Origin of the sequence: Gordonia westfalica, assembly GCF_900105725.1 — a bacterium.
In the GTDB taxonomy this organism is placed as follows: Bacteria; Actinomycetota; Actinomycetes; order Mycobacteriales; family Mycobacteriaceae; genus Gordonia; species Gordonia westfalica.
The window spans coordinates 1,606,917-1,628,182 of record NZ_FNLM01000034.1; the positions used below are offsets into that span (position 1 = coordinate 1,606,917).

At 70.0% G+C, this 21,266-nt stretch carries 2 protein-coding genes; both read right to left on the reverse strand.

Annotated features, from left to right (window positions below; translation table 11 throughout):
• Window positions 1-15: 15 nt before the first annotated feature.
• Window positions 16-12,804, reverse strand: coding sequence for a non-ribosomal peptide synthetase (locus BLU62_RS31610; RefSeq protein WP_084811792.1), 12,789 nt, complete (start codon window positions 12,802-12,804; stop codon window positions 16-18).
• Window positions 12,801-20,837 (reverse strand): amino acid adenylation domain-containing protein, encoded by an 8,037-nt coding sequence (locus BLU62_RS12790; RefSeq protein ID WP_244278158.1) that lies wholly within the window; start codon window positions 20,835-20,837, stop codon window positions 12,801-12,803. The genes BLU62_RS31610 and BLU62_RS12790 overlap by 4 nt, the downstream gene beginning before the upstream one ends.
• Window positions 20,838-21,266 lie beyond the last annotated feature (429 nt).

A 21,266-nucleotide genomic window follows, 5' to 3' on the forward strand; every position in this document is an offset into this window, starting at 1 on the left:
CAAACCGCTCCGCGGTCAACCCCACCCGCGACGCATACCCCGAGCCACCTGCACCCCACCCAGATACAACTCACCCACCACACCCACCGGCACCGGCCGCAACCGCGAATCCAACACCCACACCGACACATTCGGCACCGCACGACCAATCGGCACCACCACCTCACCACCCGAGACCACATACCACGTCACATCCACCGCCGCCTCAGTCGGCCCATACAAATTCACCACCCGCACACCCGGCACCAACCCCCGCAACCCCTCCACACCCGCCACACCCAACGCCTCACCCGAACAAAACACCTGCCGCAACGACCCCAACCCACCACCAACAGAACCACCCCCACCCGAACCACCCAGCGCATCCACAAACACCGACAACATCGACGGCACAAAATGGCACACCGACACCCCGAACCGCTCCACCACCGACGCCACATACCACGGATCCCGATGACCACCCGGCTCCGCCACCACCACCGAAGCACCAACCATCAACGGCCAGAACAACTCCCACACCGACACATCAAACGACACCGGCGTCTTCCACAACACCACATCATCACCAGCAATCGGGAACAACGACTGCATCCACCCCAACCGATTCACCACCGCCCCCTGCGACACCGTCACACCCTTCGGCCGACCCGTCGACCCCGACGTGAACAACGTGTACACACCCACCAACGGCGACAACACCCCCACCTCATCCACCACCCCACCCAACTCCACAGCACCCACATCAGCCGAAACACCAGACCCCACACCACAATCCACCACCACCCGCTCCACCCCAGCAGGAACCACCACCCCCTCCCCCACACGCGTCAACACCACACCCACACCCGCCGTCGACAACATGTACCCCACCCGCTCAACCGGCGCATCCACCTCCACCGGCACATAACGACCACCCACAACCACCACCGCATGCACCGCCACCAACAACTCCAACGACCGCGACATCACCACACCCACAGCCGAATCCACCCCCACCCCCAAACCCAACAACCCCCGCGCAACCCCCGCCACCAACCCACCGAACTCCCCATACGACACCACCCGATCCCCACACCACACCGCCACCTGCGACCCCGACAACCCCACCCGCTCAGCCACCACCGAACCCACCGAACGACCACCCCACCCCAACCCCACCACCGCACCACGCGACCACGTCTCGACCGTGCCGCGCATCTCCACGGGCATCGGGTCGAGCGCGGCGACCGACGTGGCGGGATCGTCGGCGAGTGCCTCGAGGAGATCGACCAGGCACGACGCGATCACCTCGGCGACCTCGGCGTCGACGGCCGCCAGATCCGCCTTCACGGTCAGCGACAACCCGTCGGGGTCCGGGGCCGCGATGAGCGCCAGCGGATAGTGGGTCGCATCGGACGTGGTGACGTCACGGATCTCGAGTCCCGAGGTGCGCGATCCCTCGAGCACCGTCCCGGTGTCGACGGGATAGGACTCGTAGACGACCAGGGTGTCGAACAGCGCGGGATGTCCGGCGGCGCGGGTGATCTCGCCCAGGCCGAGGAACTGGTGGTCCACCAGTCCGGTGCGGGACTCGTGGAGTGCGGTGACGAGGTCGGCGATCGTCCGGTCCGGGTCGACATCCGCGACGACCGGGACCGTGTTGATGAACAGACCGATCATCGCGTCGGCGTCGTCGAGATCGGCCGGCCTGCCCGACACCGTCTCACCGAAGACGACGCGTTGTTCGCCGGTCAGGCGCGACAACAGAATCGACCACGCTGCGTGGAGCGCCGTGCTCATCGTGCTGCCCAGTTGGCGGACGCGCTCCTCGACCCGGGCGCGTGTGGCCGCATCCAGACGCGCGTCGATCTCATACGGGCGGCGCTCTTCCTGGCGGGCGCGGGCGGCGTGGTGGGGTGCGACGAGTGTCGGCGTGGCACCGTCGAGGACGTCGAGCCAGGCGGTGAGGGCGGCGGCCCGGTCGCGACGGTCGAGCCATTCGAGGTAGGACTCCATGTCGGCAGACGGCGTGACCGGGGGACGTCCGAGATGCGCGGCGAGAAGATCGGCGACGAGGATCGGCCCCGACCACCCGTCGAGGATGATGTGGTGGGCGGTGATCACCACGGTGTGCGCGGGACCGGTGACGCCGCTGTGCGAGACGGCGGTGAACCGGATCAGCGGCGGCGAGTCGAGGTGGAACGGCCTGGTGCGATCGTCCTCGGCGAGTTCGACGATGCGTGCCGCCGCCACCGCGAAGTCTTCGTTCGTCAGGTCGACGCCCCGGAAGTCGGGGTCGGTCACCACGGGATGATCCGGCGGCGGGATCACCACCACCGGGCGTCCGGACGCGGTCCGGCCGAACGCCGACCGCAGCACCCGTTGCCGGGCCAGTAGTTCGCGGATCGCCGGCAGCAGCGCCGTCGGCGAGTGGTGTCCGGCGAACTCGATGATCGACTGTGTGACATAGGGATCGGTGGAGAACGACGATTCGTCGGCCTGTGACGCGGCGAGACGCTCGGCCTCGTAGAACAGCCCCTGCTGCAGCGGGGTCGGCGGCCAGATCGCCGGCGCGGTGCGCGACCGTCCGACGGAGTACCGGCCGACGAGATCGTCGATCTCGGTCTGGGTGAGGCCACCGCCGATGATGTCGGTCTCACTCGGTCCGGGGTCACCGACGGACCCCACGTACGCGACGAGCGAGGACAACGCCGCATCCCATCGGGCGGCCAGGTCATCGAGGTCGTCGCGACCGAGGACCGCCTCGGGCGCGGTGAGGTCCAGTCGCAGCCGCCGCCCCTGCGGAGACGTCACCGTCCCCATGGTCGCGGTGAGCGCAGCGAGTGCGGTCATGTCCCCGCGCACCGACGGCGCGAGGACCGGTGCGTCGCCGGCCGGGAGGAACTCCGTCGAAGCCGTGGTCACGTCGTCGTCCGTGCCGGCCAACGTTCCGAGGTAGTTGACGGTCACCGGCGGCAGCGGGCGGTCGCGCAGAGGCGACCCGGCGCGCAACCAGCGGAGGGCACCGAAGGCCATACCGTTGTCCGGCATGCGTTTCTGCCGGTCCTTGAGGGACTTGAGGACCGTCGCCAGGTCGTGTCCGGGTGATGCCCCGTGGCTGGGGATGTCGACGCTGACCGGCACGAACGAGGTGAACCAGCCGACGGTCTCGCTCAGGTCGGCGCCCGGGGCCACGGACTCCTCGCGGCCGTGGTTCTCCAGGAGCATCGACACCGAGGGGGCGTCGTATCCGAGCCGGCCCGCGGCCGTCGTGGTGGTGAGGGCGTAGGCGAGGGCCGCGGCGAGCACGGTGTCGGTGCGGGCGCCGAACGCATCGGCCACGCGACCCAGCACGGTCTCGGTGCGGTCGGTGTCCACGATGTGGGCCGCGGAGACGGTGGTCCGCAATCGATCACGGACCGGGTCGAGTACGGGTGCGGTCCCCTCCGGCAGCTGGTCTCGCCACCAGTCGATCTCGTCGTCGCGGTCGGCGAGGTCGGACAGCACGTCCGCCCACCTGCGGAACGACGTCCCGCGAGTGGTGATGTGCGGGTCGTCGCCGTTGCGGTACTGCCACCAGGCACGGGCCACACCGGACACGATCGTCGGCCACGACACCGCATCGACTCCGAGGTGATGGATGGCGATCACCAACCGGCCGACCAGCTCCCGGCCGTCGCCGACCCGCACCCCGATGGCCGAGACGAGACGTCCCTGCGTCGGTGCGAGTGTCTCGAGGGCGCGGCGATGGGCCGCGTGTACCGCTTCGTCGATCGTCGGCGTCGGGCCGGTGTTCGACCGCCGCGAATGGTCGACGATCTCGACCACGATGTCGTCGGCACCGCCCGCTCCGGCGATCACGGCGGGCTCACCGTTCGCGTCGATCTGCAACGACGCGGTGAGCATCGGATGAGCCGCGACGACCGCGCCGATCACCGCACGCAGTGCGTGTTCGTCGATGTCGGCCGGCAGGGTCAGGACGGTGCTCTGCGAGAAGTCCGCGACGTCCGCGAGATCGTCGGCGAGGTCGAGCATCCAGGCAGTGCCGGGTGTCGGCGCGACGGGACCGACCCCACCGCCGGGCAGTTCGTCGAGGACCGCGTGGGGCTCGTGCCGGGAGAGCTGAGCGAGGTCGCGGACCGTGGTGGCACCGAACACGTCGCGCGGGGTGAGGGTGAAGCCCGCGGCTCGCAGCATGGACGTCAGTCGGATCGACGCGATCGAATCGCCGCCGAGCGCGAAGAACGAACTGGTCATCGGGATCCGCTCGACGCCGAGGACGGCGGCGACGATCCCCGCCACGACCCGTTCGGAGTCGGTCGCCGGCGCCGCATCGGTGTCGGCATGCGTCAGCATGTCGAACTGCGGAGCGGGAAGCGCCTTCCGATCGAGCTTCCCGGCGCTGCTGAGCGGCGCCTCGGCCAGCGTCACCCACAGCGTCGGACGCATGTAGGCGGGCAAGGACGCCGCGACTGCCTCCCGCGCACGGCCGAGGCTGACTTCGCTCTCCGGTCCGATGAGGTAGCCGACGAGGTGTTCGGCGCCGCCCGGGACCCGAGTCAGGGTCACCGCGGCCTGCCGTACTCCGGAGACGGTCGCGAGCACCACCTCGATCTCGCCCAGCTCGATCCGCTGGCCGCGGAGTTTGACCTGGAAGTCACTGCGCCCCAGGTATTCCAGATCACCGGACCGGTTACGGCGGACGAGGTCGCCGGTGCGGTAGAGCCTGCTCCCCCGTCCGAACGGATCGGCGACGAAGCGATCGGCGGTCAGGTCGGCGCGTGCGGTGTATCCGCGTGCGAGTTGGACGCCGCCGAGGTACAGCTCGCCGGCGACACCGGCCGGGACGGGACGAAGCCGCGGATCGAGGACGAAGGTCTGTGTGTTCCAGATCGGCCGGCCCATCGGGACCACCTCGCGGTGATCGCCGAGTGTCGCGGCGGTGACCTCGACGGCAGCCTCCGTGGGACCGAACAGGTTGTGGATCCGTACCCGAGGCAGGACGGCACGGACCTCACCGAGGGTGGCCGGTGCGAGCGCCTCACCCGAACAGTAGAGGTGCCGCAGACTCGGCAGTACGCCGCCCGCAGTGTGGTCGAGGACCTCGACGAACACCGCCAGCAGGGACGGGACGAAGTGCACCGTCGTGATGTGTTCGTCGTCGATCAACCGCGCGATCGCATGCGGGTCGAGATGCGCGTCATCCGGCGCGATGACCATCCGTGCCCCGGTCATCGGCGGCGCGAACAGCTCCGGCACCGACACGTCGAAGGTCGCAGGCGTCTTCAGCAGGACGGTATCGTCCGGACCGATACCGAATTCCTCGATACCCCAGCGCAACCGGTTCAGCACCGCGCGGTGCGTCACCGTCACCCCCTTGGGGCGTCCCGTCGATCCGGACGTGAACAAGGTGTAGGCGGCGTGGTCCGGTAGAAGCGGCGCCCGGCGCTCGGCATCGGTGACCGATGCGGTGTCGAGATCCACCGGATTGGTGGCGTCGACCACGATCACCCGGTCCACGAGGCCGCCGGCCGAGGTGTCGCCGGCTGTGACGAGACCGGCGCCCGCGCCGGGCCCGACGAGTCCGACTCCCGCTCCCGCGGTGTCGATCATGTAGCGCACCCGGTCCTCCGGTGCGTCGGTTGCCACCGGGACGTACTGGCCGCCGGCGGCGAGGACGGCGTGGATCGCGATGACGAGCTCGATCGACCGTGGAATGCACACGACGACGCTGTCTTCCGGCCCGACACCGAAGGACATCAGCTCACGGGCGAGTACCGCCACCCGCGCCCCGAACTCCCGGTGGGTGACCGACCGGCCCGCGGAACGCAGGGCGACCGCATCCGGCGAGATCCGCGTCCCGCTGACCACCGCGTCCACGAGCGTTTCGGGCGGCAGAGTGACCGTGCGGCCGGTCGCCAGCTCGTACTGGGACCGTTTCTGCGGCTCGGTGAGGATCGGGATGTCCGCGACCGGCACATCGAGGTCATCGGCCAGGACCGTGAGGGTGGTCTCGAGCGCAGCGGCGATCATCTCCGCGGTGCCCGCGTCGAACAGGGCCGCGGCATAGGTGAGCGCCCCGGCCAACGACCTGTCGACGGCCTCCCGGGTACCGATCGAGAGGTCGAACTTCACTGTGGTGTCGTCGATCTCGACGAACTCGGCGGACAGGTCCCCCATCCTCACGCCGGCCATCACCGGCTCGGCACCCGCCGTGTGCACCATCATCACCTGTGCCAGCGGCTCGACGTTCTCGGTGCGGGGCGGGTCGACGGCGTCGACGACGCGCTCGAACGGCACCTCGGCGTGATCGAGGGCGGTCAGAGCGGCGAGTCTGGCCCGATCCAGGAGTGCCCCACCGGTGAGATGCGGGTCGACGTCGACGCGCAGCACGACGGTGTTGACGAACATGCCGATGAGTTCGTCGAGGGCCCGGTGTCCGCGTCCGGCAACAGGTGTCGCGACCGCGATCTCGATGGTCGACGTCAGGCGTGCGAGCACCGCGGCCACCGCGGCGTGGATGACCATGAACAGCGTCGCGCGCTGTTCGGACGCGCGTCGTCGAAGTCCCGCGACCACCGGCGCCGGCAACGACCATCGCACGGTCGCCGCGCGTGTGTCGGGTGTGAGGGTCCGCGGGCGGTCCACGGGCAACGGCAGCACGTCCGGCAGACCGCGGAGTTGCCGGGTCCAGTAGGACAGCTGACGGGACATCTCCGAACCCGGGTCGTCCGGATCACCGAGGCGATGACGTTGCCACACCGCGTAATCCGCGTACTGCAAGGTCAGCGGCATCCACCGTGGTTCACGGTCGGCGCGGCGCGCGTCGTAGGCCTCGGTCACCTCGCGGGCGAGGATCGGTGCCGACTCACCGTCGGCGGCGATGTGGTGGAGCGCGATCACGAGCACGTGCTCATCGGTGACACCGGGAGAACCGGGAACCGGGGAACTGAGAATCCGGGCACGAAGGGGCAGCTCGCGCGTCACGTCGAACGGTTGCGAGATCGTCGCGGCGATCTCGGCGGACACCACGCTGTCCTGCGCCGCGGACCCGGGGACGACGGTGTGGCCGACCGGCACCAGATCCGCGTGGAACTCGAGCACGACCTGCACGGGTTCGGCCGCGTCGCCCGAATCGGAACCGGCGGGGTAGATCGTACGGAGCACCTCGTGCCGCTCGGCGACGTCGTTGATCGCGCCGTGCATGGCGGCCACGTCGAGTTCGCCGTGCAGCCGTACGACGATGGGGATCACGTATGCGGCGGAACCCGGGTCGAACTGGTTGAGGAACCACATCCGCCGCTGGGCGTAGGACAGCGGGACCGGCTCGGGCCGCATCAGCACGCCGGGCGCGGGACCCGTTGCCCGGCTGTCGAGTTCGCCGGCGTCGATCGACGACGCGAGCGCCTCGACAGTCGGGGCGTCGAAGATCACCCGCACACCGAGCTCGACACCGAACTCCGCACTCAGCCGGGCGACGACGCGCGTGGCGGACAGCGAGGTACCGCCGAGGTCGAAGAAGGAGTCGAGCGCGGAGACGCCCCGTCCCTCGCCGGCGTCGTCCGGGGCGTCCATTCCGAGGACCTCGGCGAAGACCGCGGCGACCGCGCGTTCGGTCCCGGTGCGCGGTTCGACGTGGACGCCGCGGGCGAATTCGGGCGCCGGCAGTGCCGCGCGGTCGAGCTTCCCGGTGGCCGCGAGAGGGATCTCGTCGAGCGGAACGATGGCGGTCGGCACCATGTGTGCGGGCAGATGCCTCGCCGCGTGGGAGCTCACCGCCGACACGTCGAGGGCCACGCCGTCGGTGCCGTGCACCCACGACACCAGCACGGTTTCGCCCGACGTCGGGTGAGCGATGCCGGCGGTGATCGAGAAGTCGACCGTCGCATGGCTTTCCAGTACGGCGTCGATCTCGCCCGTCTCGATCCGGAACCCGCGGATCTTCACCTGGAAGTCGCTGCGACCGAGGAAGTCCAGTTCCCATCGGCCGTCTCGGTGACGTCCGCGGACCAGGTCACCGGTCCGGTACATCCGTTCACCCGGCGGCCCGAACGGCGCGGCGACGAATCTCTCCGCGGTCAGCGCGGTGTGGCGCAGGTAGCCGGCGGCCAGCGCCGGACCGACGAGGTACAGCTCGCCCGCGACGCCGGGTGGCACCGGATGCAGACGAGCGTCGAGGACCAGCACGCCGACTCCCGCGATGGGTCCGCCGATCGAAACGGGTGCGCCGGGGCGCATCGCGGTGGAAGCGGTCGACCAGATCGTGGCCTCGGTCGGTCCGTAGAGGTTGTACATCGCGCGGCCGTCCGACCAGGCGCGGACGAGTTCGGGTGAGCAGGCGTCGCCGGCCACGTTCACCACGCGCAGATCGGGGAACGCCCCGACGGGGACGGTGGCCAGCGCACTCGGCGTGATCGTCATGTGCGACACGGACTCGTCGGTGAGGACTGCTGCCAGTTCTCGTCCACCGGTGATGCCCGGCGGCACCACGACCATGGTCGAGGCCGAGGCCACCGCGACGAGGGTCTCGAACACGGAGGCGTCGAATCCCGGTGCGGCGAAGCGCAGTACCCGTGACTCCGGGCTCAGCTCGAAACGCGATCGGGCATCGGCGACGAGGTCGGCGAGCCCGCGGTGCGTGACCGCGACGCCCTTGGGCCGACCGGTCGAGCCCGACGTGAAGATGATGTAGGCCGTGTCGTCGACCCGGGCTTCCGGTGCCGGATCGTCCCGAGCGACCGATTCTGCCGCCCATCGGGTCCGGTCCGCCAGATCGATCAGATCCTCGACGACGAGCCACGTCGTCCCGTCGCCGGGCTCGGCCGCCGCGTCGGCAACGCCCGGGACACCCGACCCCGCGCCGGTGACGCCGAGCGTCGCGGCCAGTGTCCCGGTCATGTACCGGATGCGCTCGGCGGGTTGGGACGGGTCGATCACGCCGACCGCCGCCCCGGTCCGGGCGATCGCCCAGAAGGCCACCGTGCCGACCGGCGAACGCGGCACGGCCAGCGCCACGACCGTTCCCGGTCGTGCGCCCCGGGAACGGAGTTCCGCGGCGAGCAGCCGCGACGACGCATCTAGTTCGGCATAGGTCAGAGCGAGTTTCCCGTCGGTGACGGCGACCCCCTCCGGATGGCGGGCGATCGCGTCCTCGAGCAGCCCGCGCAACGCGACCGGCGACGGCGCGAGGGCCGGCGAACTCACGATCGCCGGGACGTCGTCCGGCTCACCGGTCGGCAGGTCCCCGACCGGGGTCTCCGGCGAGTCGACGACCGCACGTGCGACGGACTGCAGCCGGCGCACCAGGCCCTCGACGGTGGTGGCGTCGAACAGCGCTGTCGCATAAGTGATCACGACGGACGTGTCCTCGTCGCGTGGGCGCCCCGGCGGGTCGACGACGGTCACCTGCAGGTCGACCTTCGCGGTGGTGACCGGCGCCTCGAGTTCGGAGACGACCAGCCCGGGGAGCTCGATGGTCGGCCGCTCGATGTTCTGGAACGCGAGGGCCACTTGGAACAACGGCGGGTGCGCGGTGCCGCGCGCGGTCGTCACCTGCTCCACGACCGTCTCGAAGGGCAGGTCGGTGTGATCGAGTGCCGCGATGTCGGTCTCGCGGCACGCGGCGAGGACCGCGGCGAAGTCGGCGTCGCGACGGAGCGGGGTGCGCAGCGCGAGCGTGTTCACGAACATCCCGATGAGGCCGTCGAGCCGGCGATCGCCGCGACCTTCCACCGGTGTGCCGATCACCAGATCCGAGCCGCTCCCCGACCGCAGCAACGTGACCGCGAGAAGCGCGTGCACGCACATGAACATCGTCGCGTCGTGCCGGTCGGCCAGTTCGCGGAGGCGGGACCAGGTCGCGGCGTCGATCACCGCGGAGAGTTCCGCGCCGTCCTCGTCGCGCACCGCCGCGCGTGGGCGGTCCAGCGGAAGGTCGGTGAGTTCGGGGACGCCGGCTAGCTGCGCCTTCCAGTAGGCGAGCTGACGTGCCGCGAGCGAGTCGGGATCGGTGCTGTCCCCGAGGATCTCGTGGTGCCACACCGCGTAGTCGGCGTACTGGACCGGTAGCGGCGACCATCCGGGGGCACGACCGGCCAGCCGCGCCTGATATGCCTCGACGAAGTCGGCCACGAGCGGCGCCATCGATCCACCGTCACCGATGATGTGGTGGACGACGAGCACGAGTACCCAGTCGTCGTCGGCGACCCGGATCAGCCGTGACCGGACGGGTGCTTCGTGCTCGAGATCGAAACCGCGCGTCACGATGTCGGCGACAATGGCGGTCACCCCGGGCGAGCCGGCGCCGCGCATGTCGATCGGCGGGTCCACCCGGATGTCGTGCCGGGCGGTGCCGGGGTCGTCGATGATCTGCTCGGGCACCCCGTCGGTGGCGACGAACCGCGTCCGCAAGGTCTCGTGGCGGATGATGAGGTCGTCGAGCGCCGCGGCGACGGCCGCGGGATCCAGCCGTGTGCCGACCCCGTCCGCGTCCGGATCTCCACTCAGGCGCAGCACCGCCGGGATCAGGTAGGCCGGACCACCCGGGTTCATCGTCTCCAGGAACCAGATCCGACGCTGCGCCGGCGACAACGGCAGTGGGCCTGTCCTGTCCGCCGGACGCAACGGGGGCCGCGGGATTGCCGGCCCTGCCGAGGCGGTGTCCGCGAGTCTCCGGTCGATCACCTCGGCGAGTCCGCGGACGGTGGGAGTCGCGAACAGGTCGCGCGCGGCCACCGTGGTCCCGAAGTCCTCGGCGGCCCGCGCCGCGACGCGCGTCGCGGTGAGCGAGTTGCCGCCCAGGTCGAACAGCGATGCGGTGACACCGATCTCGGTCTCGCCCAGAATCTCTGCGACGAGGGCGGCCAGCCTCTCCTCGGTGGGCGTCGCCGGCGGTTCGTCGGCGCCCGGGTCGTCGGCGGCATCCGGTTCGGGCAGGAGCGCACGGTCGAGCTTGCCGTTGACGGTGAGCGGCAGTGCGTCGAGCCACACGAACAGCGTCGGCACCATGTACTCCGGCAACGCGGCCGCGAGCCGGGCCCGGACGGTCGGCTCGTCGGGTGCGTTCCCGGCCGTGGGTACCAGGTATCCGACGAGATGTTCGGTGTCCCCTCGCTTTCGGATGTCGGCGCCGGCCGCGTCGATGCCGTCGACGGCGGACATCGCCGATTCGACCTCGCCGAGTTCGATGCGGAAGCCACGCAGCTTCACCTGCCCGTCCCGCCGGCCGACGAATTCGATCGATCCGTCACGGGCGACGCCGACGTCCCCGGTCCGGTACATCCGGCTGCCCGGCGGACCGAACGGGTTCGCGACGTAGCGCGTCGCCGTCAGACCGTGGCGCCGGAGGAAACCCCGGGTCACCTGGACACCCGAGACGTACAGTTCGCCGGGCACACCGTCGGGCAGCGGGGCGAGCCGGCCGTCGAGGACGTGCACTCGCGACCCGAGGAGCGGTGTGCCGATGTCCGACGCCGTGGCGGCCTCGACGAATCCGCGCGTCAGCTCACGCCGCGTCATGTACACCGTCGTCTCCGTCGGTCCGTACATGTTGTTGAGCTGCGGCCCCGGGACGTCGGCTCCCGGTCCGGTCGGCGAACCGTCGGCGGCGCGGTCCGCCTGCCATTTGCGCACATGTTCGTAGTCGAGGAGCTCGCCCGAGAAGTGGAGTCGCCGAACCGAATCCGGCAGCGCGGAACCGTGCGGCGGTCGTACCGCGGCGGCGAACTGGTAGAACGACGACGGCGTGAAGTTGACGATCGTGACGCCCTCGCGGTCGAACACCTCGACCACGTCGTCGGGCGCACGAGTGGTGGCGTGATCGAGCACGACGAGACGTCCCCCGGCGAGCATCGCCGCCCAGATCTCCCCCACCGACACGTCGAAGGCATAGGAGTGGAACATCGCCCACACGTCGTCGGGTGTGCTCTCGACCAGCGCGTCGAGAGCGACGATCAGGGAGATCACGTTGTCGTGTGTGACCACAACGCCCTTGGGCACGCCGGTCGACCCCGAGGTGTACATGACGTACGCGCTCGAATGGGCACCGACGCGAGCCGGAAGCCCCGGCATCGTGTCGGGTTCCGCCGACGCGGTCAGATCGTCGGGGGTCGTCACCCGGGCGGGCATGTCGGTCCAGGCCGCGGTCGTGGCCGGGTCGGCGAGGATGAGCACCGGCGCGGCGTCGTCGACGATGGTTCGCAGTCGCGCGATGGGATGGGTACGGTCCAGCGGCAGGTAGGCCGCGCCGGTCTTGAGGACCGCGAGGAGCGCGACGACGAGGTCTGCCGACCGCGGCATCGCCACACCCACCAGGGTTTCCGGTCCGGCGCCGGCAGCCGCCAGCGCACGGGCGAGGCGGTCGGTCCGTTCGTCCAGTTCGCGGTAGGTGATCGCCGCGCCGGCCAGATCGGTGAGCGCGACGGCGTCGCCGCGTCGGTGTGCCGACACCCGGAAGAGCCCCGGTAGGGACTCCGCGTCACCCGAACCGAGAACGTCGTCGATCCGCCGTTCGAGGTCGGCGAGTACCTCACCGGCAGCCGCCGCCAACTGCGCCGGGGTGCTTCCCGCCCGGGGCAGCAGAGCCGTGACGGTCGCTCGTATCGCCGGGGTCGGGTCGACGCCGCGGGCGACGAGGGTGGTCGCCGCGACCGTCACCCGCCGGTGCAGTTCGCGGAAGGTCACCGGGCCCGCCGCACCGACCATCGCCTCGGCGTCGGCGGCATGAGCGGCCGCGAAGGTGAGCCTGCGCAGCGCGGTCGGCTGATGTGTCGACCCCGCGGATGTGCGCGCCCCGACGCCGCGCGAAACCGAGGTGTCCGACGTCACGCGGGTTCCACCCGGTTCCTCGTGGGTTCACCGGTCGCCGCGTCGGCACCTCCGTGCAGAGCTGCCGATGCCGCGGTGCGGATACACGCGAACACCTCGTCGATGGTCCGCCCCGCGTCGGCCAGGAGCGTGGTGACCGCGACCGTGAGCGCCTCGGCCGGATCCTCGTCCGGCACGGCGAAGGCCATGGCGACCGAGGTGGCCTCGAGGTCGGCGAAGGTCACCGACGGCGCCCCGGGGATGCCGATCACCGCGTTCGGCGCCGCCGCGGCGACCGCGGACACGACCTCGTGGAGCGGCTGCTCGTCCTCCACATCCGACGACCGCCCGTCGGCCCAGATGGACAGGTCACCCACCGGGGTCCCGGGCCGGGCGGCGATGTCGATGAGCAGGTTCTGGTATCGCTCGGCGATCCGCTCCGCGCCGGTGCGGTCGAAAAGGTCGGTGTCGTAGGCGATCTGACCACCCAGCGCACCTTCGCGATCCACCCCGTCGAGGTCGTCGGGGTACACCATGACCTCCAGGTCGACCTTGGCCGCGAACGACGCCGACGGCCGCAACCGGACGGACAGACCGTCGAGGCTCACCTCGGGGAAGTCGAGGTTCTGATACGACAGCATGACCGAGAACAGCGGGTTGTGACGGCCGCGTCGGGCCGGCCCCTTCTCCGCGCGGTTGAGCTGGTCGACGATCTGGTCGAAGGCGACGTCGGCGTGGGCGAGGTCGGTGACGTCCTCCGTCCGGACACGTCGCAACAGCTCGTCGAACGGTTCGTCGAGCCGCAGACCGGTGCGGAGCGGAACCGTGGTCGCGAGCATCCCGACCATGTCGGCCAGGGCGGGATCGTCCCGGCCCGCGAAAGGGGTCCCGATCACGATGTCCTCGGTTCCCGACAGACGGCCGATCAGCACGGCGAGCGCCGCATGCATCACCACGAACTGCGTCGTGTTGTTCACGCGCGCGAGATGCTTGAGGACCGTTGCGGTCTCGGGCGGGACACTCAGGTCGACGACGCCGCCGAGGTGCCGGGGTTCGGCGGGCCGCGGCCGGTCCGTCGGGATCACCGCCGGCTCCCGGACCGTCCCGAGGCGTCGTTCCCAGTAGTCGAGTTGAGCCTCCTCCTCGGTGCGGCCCCCGGGCGCCTCGGCCGACAACCGCTCCGCATGCCAGATCGCGTAGTCGGCGTACTGCACCCGAGTCGGGCCGACCACCGCCGGCCACGGGCCCGCCTGCCCGCTGATCCGGGCACGGTAGGCCGTGGTGAGGTCACGGGCCAACGGCCGCAACGATCCACCGTCGGCGTTGATGTGGTGCACCACGAACACGAGGAGATGGCGGTCGGACGCCAGTCGCAGGATCGCGGCCCGCACCGCATTGGGGCCGGTCAGGTCGAAGCCGGGTTCGACGACACCGGCGATCTCCTCGTCGACGCGGTCCGGGGTGGTGTCGACGAGGGCCACGCGGAATCCACGGAGCGCGTCGACGGCCGGAATGATGACCTGCACCGGGTGCCCCTCGTGCAGCGGGTACCGCGTCCGCAGCGACTCGTGGCGTGCGATGACGTCCCCGAGCGCCCCGGTCAGGGCCGGGATGTCGAGCGGCCCGTCGAGTTCGAGGGTGAGCCCGACGTTGTACGCCGACGACGACGGATCGATCTGGTTGAGCGACCACAGTCCGCGCTGCACACCCGTCAGGTCGACCATGTGCGGCCGCTCCCGGGGAGTCAGGACACGTCCGGCGTTACCGGACTCGACGGTGTTCAGTGCCACGACGAAACTCGCGACCGTCGGGTTCTCGAACAGGAGGGCCAGCGGGACGCGCCGGTCGATGTGTTGTTCGACCCGGTAGGTCACCTTGGTCGCCGACAGCGAACTACCGCCCAGCTCGAAGAATCCGTCGTGCACACTCACCGACTGCAGTCCCAGGACGTCGGCGAAGATCTGCGCCACGGCCGCCTCGAGACGGCTTCGGGGAGCTACGTATTCGCGTGCGGGTGAGATCTCCACGGCCGGCAGCGCACGGCGGTCGACCTTGCCGGTGCGGGTGACCGGGAACTCCTCGAGGACCTGAACGGTGTGCGGGACGAGATGCGCCGGCAGATGGGCGACCGCGTGGTCGACGACCTGCTCGGGCGCGGGGCTGCGCCCCGGCTCCCCGGTCACATAGGACACCAGGACCGTGTCGCCGGCCGGCGTGGACATCCCCACACTCACCGAGTGTTCGACGTCGGGGTGAGTGACGAGAACCGCGTCGACCTCCCCCGGCTCGACCCGCATGCCGCGGATCTTGATCTGGAAGTCGTTGCGACCGTGATAGATCAGCTTGCCGTCGGCTGTCCACGAGACGAGGTCACCGGTTCGGTACATCCGGGTGCCGGCACCGAACGGGTCGGCCACGAATCTGCCCGCGGACAATCCCGGGCGGCCGTGGTAGCCGCGTCCGAGCGCACGCCCGGCGAGATAGAGCTCGCCCACGACCCCGGGCGGCACCGGTCGCAGTCCGGGGTCGAGAACTCGAGCCGCGACGCCGGAGATCGGGCGTCCGATGGTCACCGGCGCCGTCACGCGCAGCGGCGGGGACAGGGTCACCCAGATCGTGGTCTCCGTGGGACCGTACAGATTCAGCAACGGCCGTCCGTCGGCATCCCACCGCGCGACGAGTTCCGGCGGGCACTCCTCCCCCGCCACCATCATCGTCTCGACGTCCGGGATCGACTCGGGATCGATGGTCGACAGGGCCGTCGGCGTGGCGCAGGCGTGCGTGACCCGATGACGGGTGATTACGTCGGCGAGTTCGGGTCCGGCGAACACGTCCGGCGGACTGATCACCAGCTTCGCACCCGCGCAGATCGCGAGGATGATCTCCCAGACCGCCACGTCGAAACCCGGTGCGGCGAGCTGGAGTACGCGGGATGCCGGCGTCACCCCGAGACGGGCCTGCTGTTCGGCGACCATCTCCGCGAGTCCCGCGTGGGTGACCGCGGCGGCCTTCGGGCGTCCCGTCGAGCCGGAGGTGAACAGGAGGTACGCGAGATCGTCGACGTGGACGCGACGGGTCCGGTCCGCGTCGGTGACCGGATGGTCGCGGCGCCCGGCGATGTTCAGTTCCACCTCGAGGTCGTCGAGCAGCCACTCCTCGACACCCAGATCTCGGACACGCGGGGAACCCTGTTGCGGTGCGGCATCCCGATCCGCGGTGACCACCGAGTCGACGGTGATCACCAGCGAGGCGTCACTGTCGGCGAGCATCGCCGCGCGCCGCCGAACCGGCAACCGCGCATCGATGACGACGAAGGCCGCCCCGCTCATCGCGACCCCGAGCATCGTGAGCACCATCCGGGGAGACCGCGGAATGCTGACGGCCACGACATCTCCCGGCCCCAGCCCGCGATCGGCGAGGAGGCGGGCCACCTGATGGGTCGCGGTGGCCACCTCTGCCCAGGTGAGGGTTCCCGTCTCGCTCTCGGACTCCCCGGTCAGGGCGACCGCGGCAGGGTCGGCGAGGGCGAATCCACGCGCGATGAGCGCCGGGAGGGTCATCTCCCGCTGGGCCCCCTCGCGGGGCACGGCGAGCGCACGGAGCGCATCTGGTTCGAGCAGGTCGATCGAGGCGAGGACACGATCGGGTCCGGACACCATCTGGCTGATCACCCGGCTCAGCCGCGACGCCATGTCACGGACCGTGCTCTCGTCGAACAGATCGGTGGCGTAGGCGAATTCGACGGCGTAGTCGTCCGGACGCTCGGTCACCGAGACGGTGACGTCGTACTTCGCCGACGGCACCCGCGCGTCGAGCAGCTCGGCCGACCCCGTCCAGTGCGACAGGTCGGCCAGTTGGTCGGCCTGCACGGACAGGGCGACCTGGAACAGCGGCGAATGGGACGGTGATCGCTGCGGCGCGATGGCGTCGACGACGCGCTCGAAGGGCACTTCGGCGTGGCTCATGGCCCGGGCACAACGACGATGTGCCGCGGTGACCAGTTCGCGCACCGTGTCGCCGGGTCGCAGCGAGGTGCGCAGGACCACGGTGTTGACGAACATGCCGACCAGTTCGCCGACCGCGGGATCGTCACGACCGGCAACCGCGGTGCCGATGCTCACGTCGTCCACCGCGGCGAGCCTGCCCAGGGTCAGGGCCAACGCGGACTGGAAGACCGCGAACGGTGTGACGGCCAGCGCGGTCGCCAGGCGCCGGAGCCCGGCGGACAGCTCCGCGTCCAGGGTGACGTCGAGGTGGTCACCCGCACTGGACATCACCCGGGGGCGCGGGCGGTCGGTCGGCAGCTGGAGCAGATCGGGCGCGTCGTGTAGTTCGGTGCGCCAGAACTCGAGGCCTTCGACGAGTGCCGGTGACGGGTTCTCGGGGGTGCCCAGGATCTCGGCGCGTTCGACGGCGACATCGGCGTACTGCATCGGCAACGGGGTGAATTCGGGGAGCTCCCCGGCACGCCTGCTCTCGTAGGCCGTCATCAGATCCCGGAGCAGCGGTCGCAACGAATGACCGTCGGCGGCGATGTGGTGCAGGACCAGAACCACGACGTCGCCGCGTCGATCCCCGGTGATCAGCCGACAGCGGAACGGGATCTCCTCTGCCAGATCGAATCCCACATCGGTGATCGCGGAGACAGCGGTGTCGAGTCCGCCGTCGATCACCTGGATCGGCTCGTGATCGAGTACGGCCCCGGCGGTCGTGGTGTCGAGGATCCGCTGCTCGGGTTCCCCGGCGACGCTGGGGAACACGGTGCGCAGGATCTCGTGCCGGTCGAGGACGTCGAGCGCGGCCCGTCGCAGCACCTCGGGATCCACCTCGTGGGTGAGCCGCAGTGCGCCGGACATGTTGTAGGTCGACTCGGTCGGTGACATCCGGTTGATGAACCACAGCCGGGTCTGCGCCTGGGACAACGGAATCCGCGCCGGGCGCGGTGGAAGGCGACGCTCCGGCGGTTCCGGCACGGTGTCCGCAACGACGGCGCGAGAAGCAAGGTCGGCGAGGTCGTCACTGTCGAAGACGTCGGTCAGGGCGATCGTCAGACCGTGTCCGATCCGGGCACGGGACACCATGCGGGCTGCGAGGAGTGAGTCGGCGCCGAGGGCGAAGAGATTGTCCGACAGGCTGACCCGTTCCCGGCCCAGGGCCTCGGCGACCATCGAGACGATCGCCTTCTCCGCCGGTGTCCGGGCCTCACGGAACTCCGTGGTCTTGTCCGTGAGGTCCGGGGCGGGCAACGCCGACTGGTCGAGCTTTCCGGAGCGGTTCGTCGGGAAGGTGTCGAGGAACACCACGGCGAGCGGCACCATGTGGCCGGGCAGCCGCCGGCGGCAGAAGGCGCGGACGGCGTCCGAGTCGGGGACCCCGGAGGTCCCGCGGACGTACGCCACGAGTACCGGCGCCGGTCCGAGATCTCGCCGAGCCACGACGACCACCGCGTCGACACCGGGCATCGTCGCGACCACCGATTCGACCTCGCCGAGCTCCACCCGTTGCCCGCGGATCTTCACCTGATGGTCGCTGCGACCCAGGTACTCGAGTTCTCCGTTCTGCGTCCACCGCACCAGGTCGCCGGTCCGGTACATCCGGGCACCCGGCTCACCCAACGGGTCGGCCACGAACCGGGAGGCGGTCTGCGCCATCGCGCCGAGGTAGCCGTTGGCCAGCTGCGGGCCCACCAGGCACAGCTCACCGGCGACGCCGACCGGGACCGGCCGCAGGCGGCGATCCAGAACGCGCACGACGGTGCCCGCCACCGGTCGCCCGATGGGCACGACGGTGTCGTCGGAAGTCACCCGATGGGACGTGACGTCGATGGCCGCCTCGGTGGGACCGTAGAGGTTGACCAGGCCGGCCGACGAGGTCCGGCGGAGGCGGCGAGCCAGCTGCGCCGACAGCGCCTCCCCGGAGGTGAAGACCCAGCGGGCCCGGTCGGGCAGCGACGTCGGCGTACCCGACCCGTTCTCGGTCTGACCCACGACGTCGAGATAGGCGTCGAGCATGGACGGGACGAAGTGCAGCACGGTGACCGCGGCCTCGTCGATGAGGCTCCGCAGGTACTCGGGGTCCCGGTGGCCGTCCGGTTCGGCGATGACCATCTGCGCACCGGTCTGCAGGGGCCACAACAGCTCCCACACCGACACGTCGAAGGTCGCCGGGGTCTTGTAGAGCACCGCATCGTCGGGGCCGATCGGATGATCTCGCTGCATCCATGCGAGGCGGTGCTCGAGCGCCGCGTGGTCGACCTCGACCCCCTTCGGTACACCGGTCGAGCCGGACGTGAAGATCACGTACGCGGGCTGATGCGGCAACGGACGGGAGCGACGCGGTGGTACCTCGTCCTCCGGACCCGCCCCGGCGTCGATCGCATCGATCCCACGGTCGGCGAGGAACTGTGCGTCCACGGTGAGCGCAGGCCGGACGATCGTGGCAATGGCGTGGCGTCGTTCCTCCGGCTCGGCCGGATCGACGGGTACGTACACCGCCCCGACGCCGATGATCGCGTAGATCGCGCACACCTGTTCCAGGCAGCGATCGAGCGCGACGATCACCCGGTCCCCCGCGACGACCCCCTCGTCCGCGAGGACACGCGCGAATCCGTCGACCGCCAGCGACATCTCGCGGTAGGTGAGGCGCGAGTCCCTGAAGACGAGCGCGGTCGAATCCGGCGTCGCGGCGACCTGTCGTGCGAAGGGAGCCAGGATGTGCTCGCCGGCGACGCCGACCGCCGGACCGCCGTCACCGAGCCGCTCGACCGCCGCCGGCTCACCCGGGATGAGCAGGTCCAGTGCCGCCACCGGACGATCCGGGGCCTCGATGAACTGCTCGAGAACGTGAAGCAGCCGCGCCCGATGGGTGCGCAACTCTTCGGGGTCGTACAGGGCCGGGTTGGCGTGGAGACCCACCTCGAGCGGCGCGTCGGGACCTGCGGCGAAGACGTTCATCACGAGGTCCTCGACCATGCCCGCGGACAGCATGTGATAGCTGACGTGGGCCCCGTCGATCTCGATCGGCTTGTCGAAGAGCAGGAGGTTCACCAGCGGACCGAAGGACGTACCGGTCGCATCGCCGAATCCGGCTGCGGCACGGATGTCCTCGGAGCGGTACCGCTGATGGCGGAGAACCGCGGTGATCTCCGAGGTGACCGCGGCGACGACATCGGCACAGGTCGCCGCGCCCACACCGTCGACGCGCAACGGCAGCATGTTGGAGACCATGCCCATCGACTGTTTGATCCGGGCGGTGGTGCGAGCCGTGACGGGCAGACTCAGCACGATGTCGTCGGCACCGGACATCCGTGCCAGGAATGCGGCGAACGCCGCGGTGAGAACCGCCGCGACGGAAGCGTCCAGCTCTCGGGCGCGGCGCCGCAGACGGCTGTCGAGGTCGGCGTCGAGCATCCCCGCGACCACCACGGTCTCGTTTCGGATGCCGGTGGTGGCCGGATGGGTGGCCAGTGACACACGTTCGGGCAGTCCGGCGGCGCGTTCCGCCCAGAACGCATGGTCCTTCTCGTGACGCGTGCTCTGGCGGTAGGCGGCATCGTCGGCGACCACCTCGGCAAGGGTCGCCCGCCGCGGTGGGACGCGGGTCTCGGCCGCGACCGCTGCGTTGTAGCGCGCCACCGCTTCGTGCAGGCAGACGAGCGCGCCATAACCGTCGAACGCGATGTGGTGACCGCGCATGTACCAGTAGGTACGGTCGTCCGCCACGCGGATGAAGGCGGCGAAACCGACCGGGTCGTTCAGCAGGTCGACCGGGCGCTCGTGGTCCGCACGCATCCACTCCTCGGCCGCGGCGAGCGGGTCGGGCCGGTCACGCAGGTCCAGTTCCACCACGTCGAACGGCAGCGACTCGTCGATGTACTGCATCGGCGTGCCGTCGACCTCGGCGATCCGGGTGTAGGCGGTCTGGAGTTCCCGCGAACCCTCGATGACGCCGCGGCGGAACAGCTCTCGGTCTAATGGACGTCCGTCGTCGACGATGTCCAGGTAATGCGCGATGGTGATCGAGTGGTCGTCGTCGAGGTTCTCGGCGAACCACATGGCACGTTGAGCCGCGGTGAGATCCAGCAGGTCGACCCCCCTAGCTTCGCTGCGCCCTTCCCGGCGCCCCTCCCCGTACCCAACTTGTGGGATCCCCTCACCGAGGGGTGATTCTTCATCCATTCCACGTCCGAACCAGTCGTCGGCGATTTGGTCGTTCGACGGCGCCGCTGACCCGTCCCCCGAGGCGTTCGCCGAACAGCCACGAATCATACGCTTTACATCCCTTTTGAGATCGAAAGTGATACAGCGCATCTCGCGTCTGAGAGCCTCGTCACATCCGGCGCCGCACAGGTGTGGCAGGTGGGACCTCATCAGTCCCTTAGAGACACACGAGCAACTCACGTCACACCGAAGACGTCGGGTTGCGGTTTGGATTCGGTCGTTCGACCGACATCTGCCCGAGGGAAGGAATCTCGTCACACCAGG

Bases quoted from the DNA above. Each gene is read 5' to 3' on its own strand.
- BLU62_RS12790 (WP_244278158.1), bottom strand. From the start codon at position 20,837: ATGTGGTTCGCCGAGAACCTCGACGACGACCACTCGATCACCATCGCG.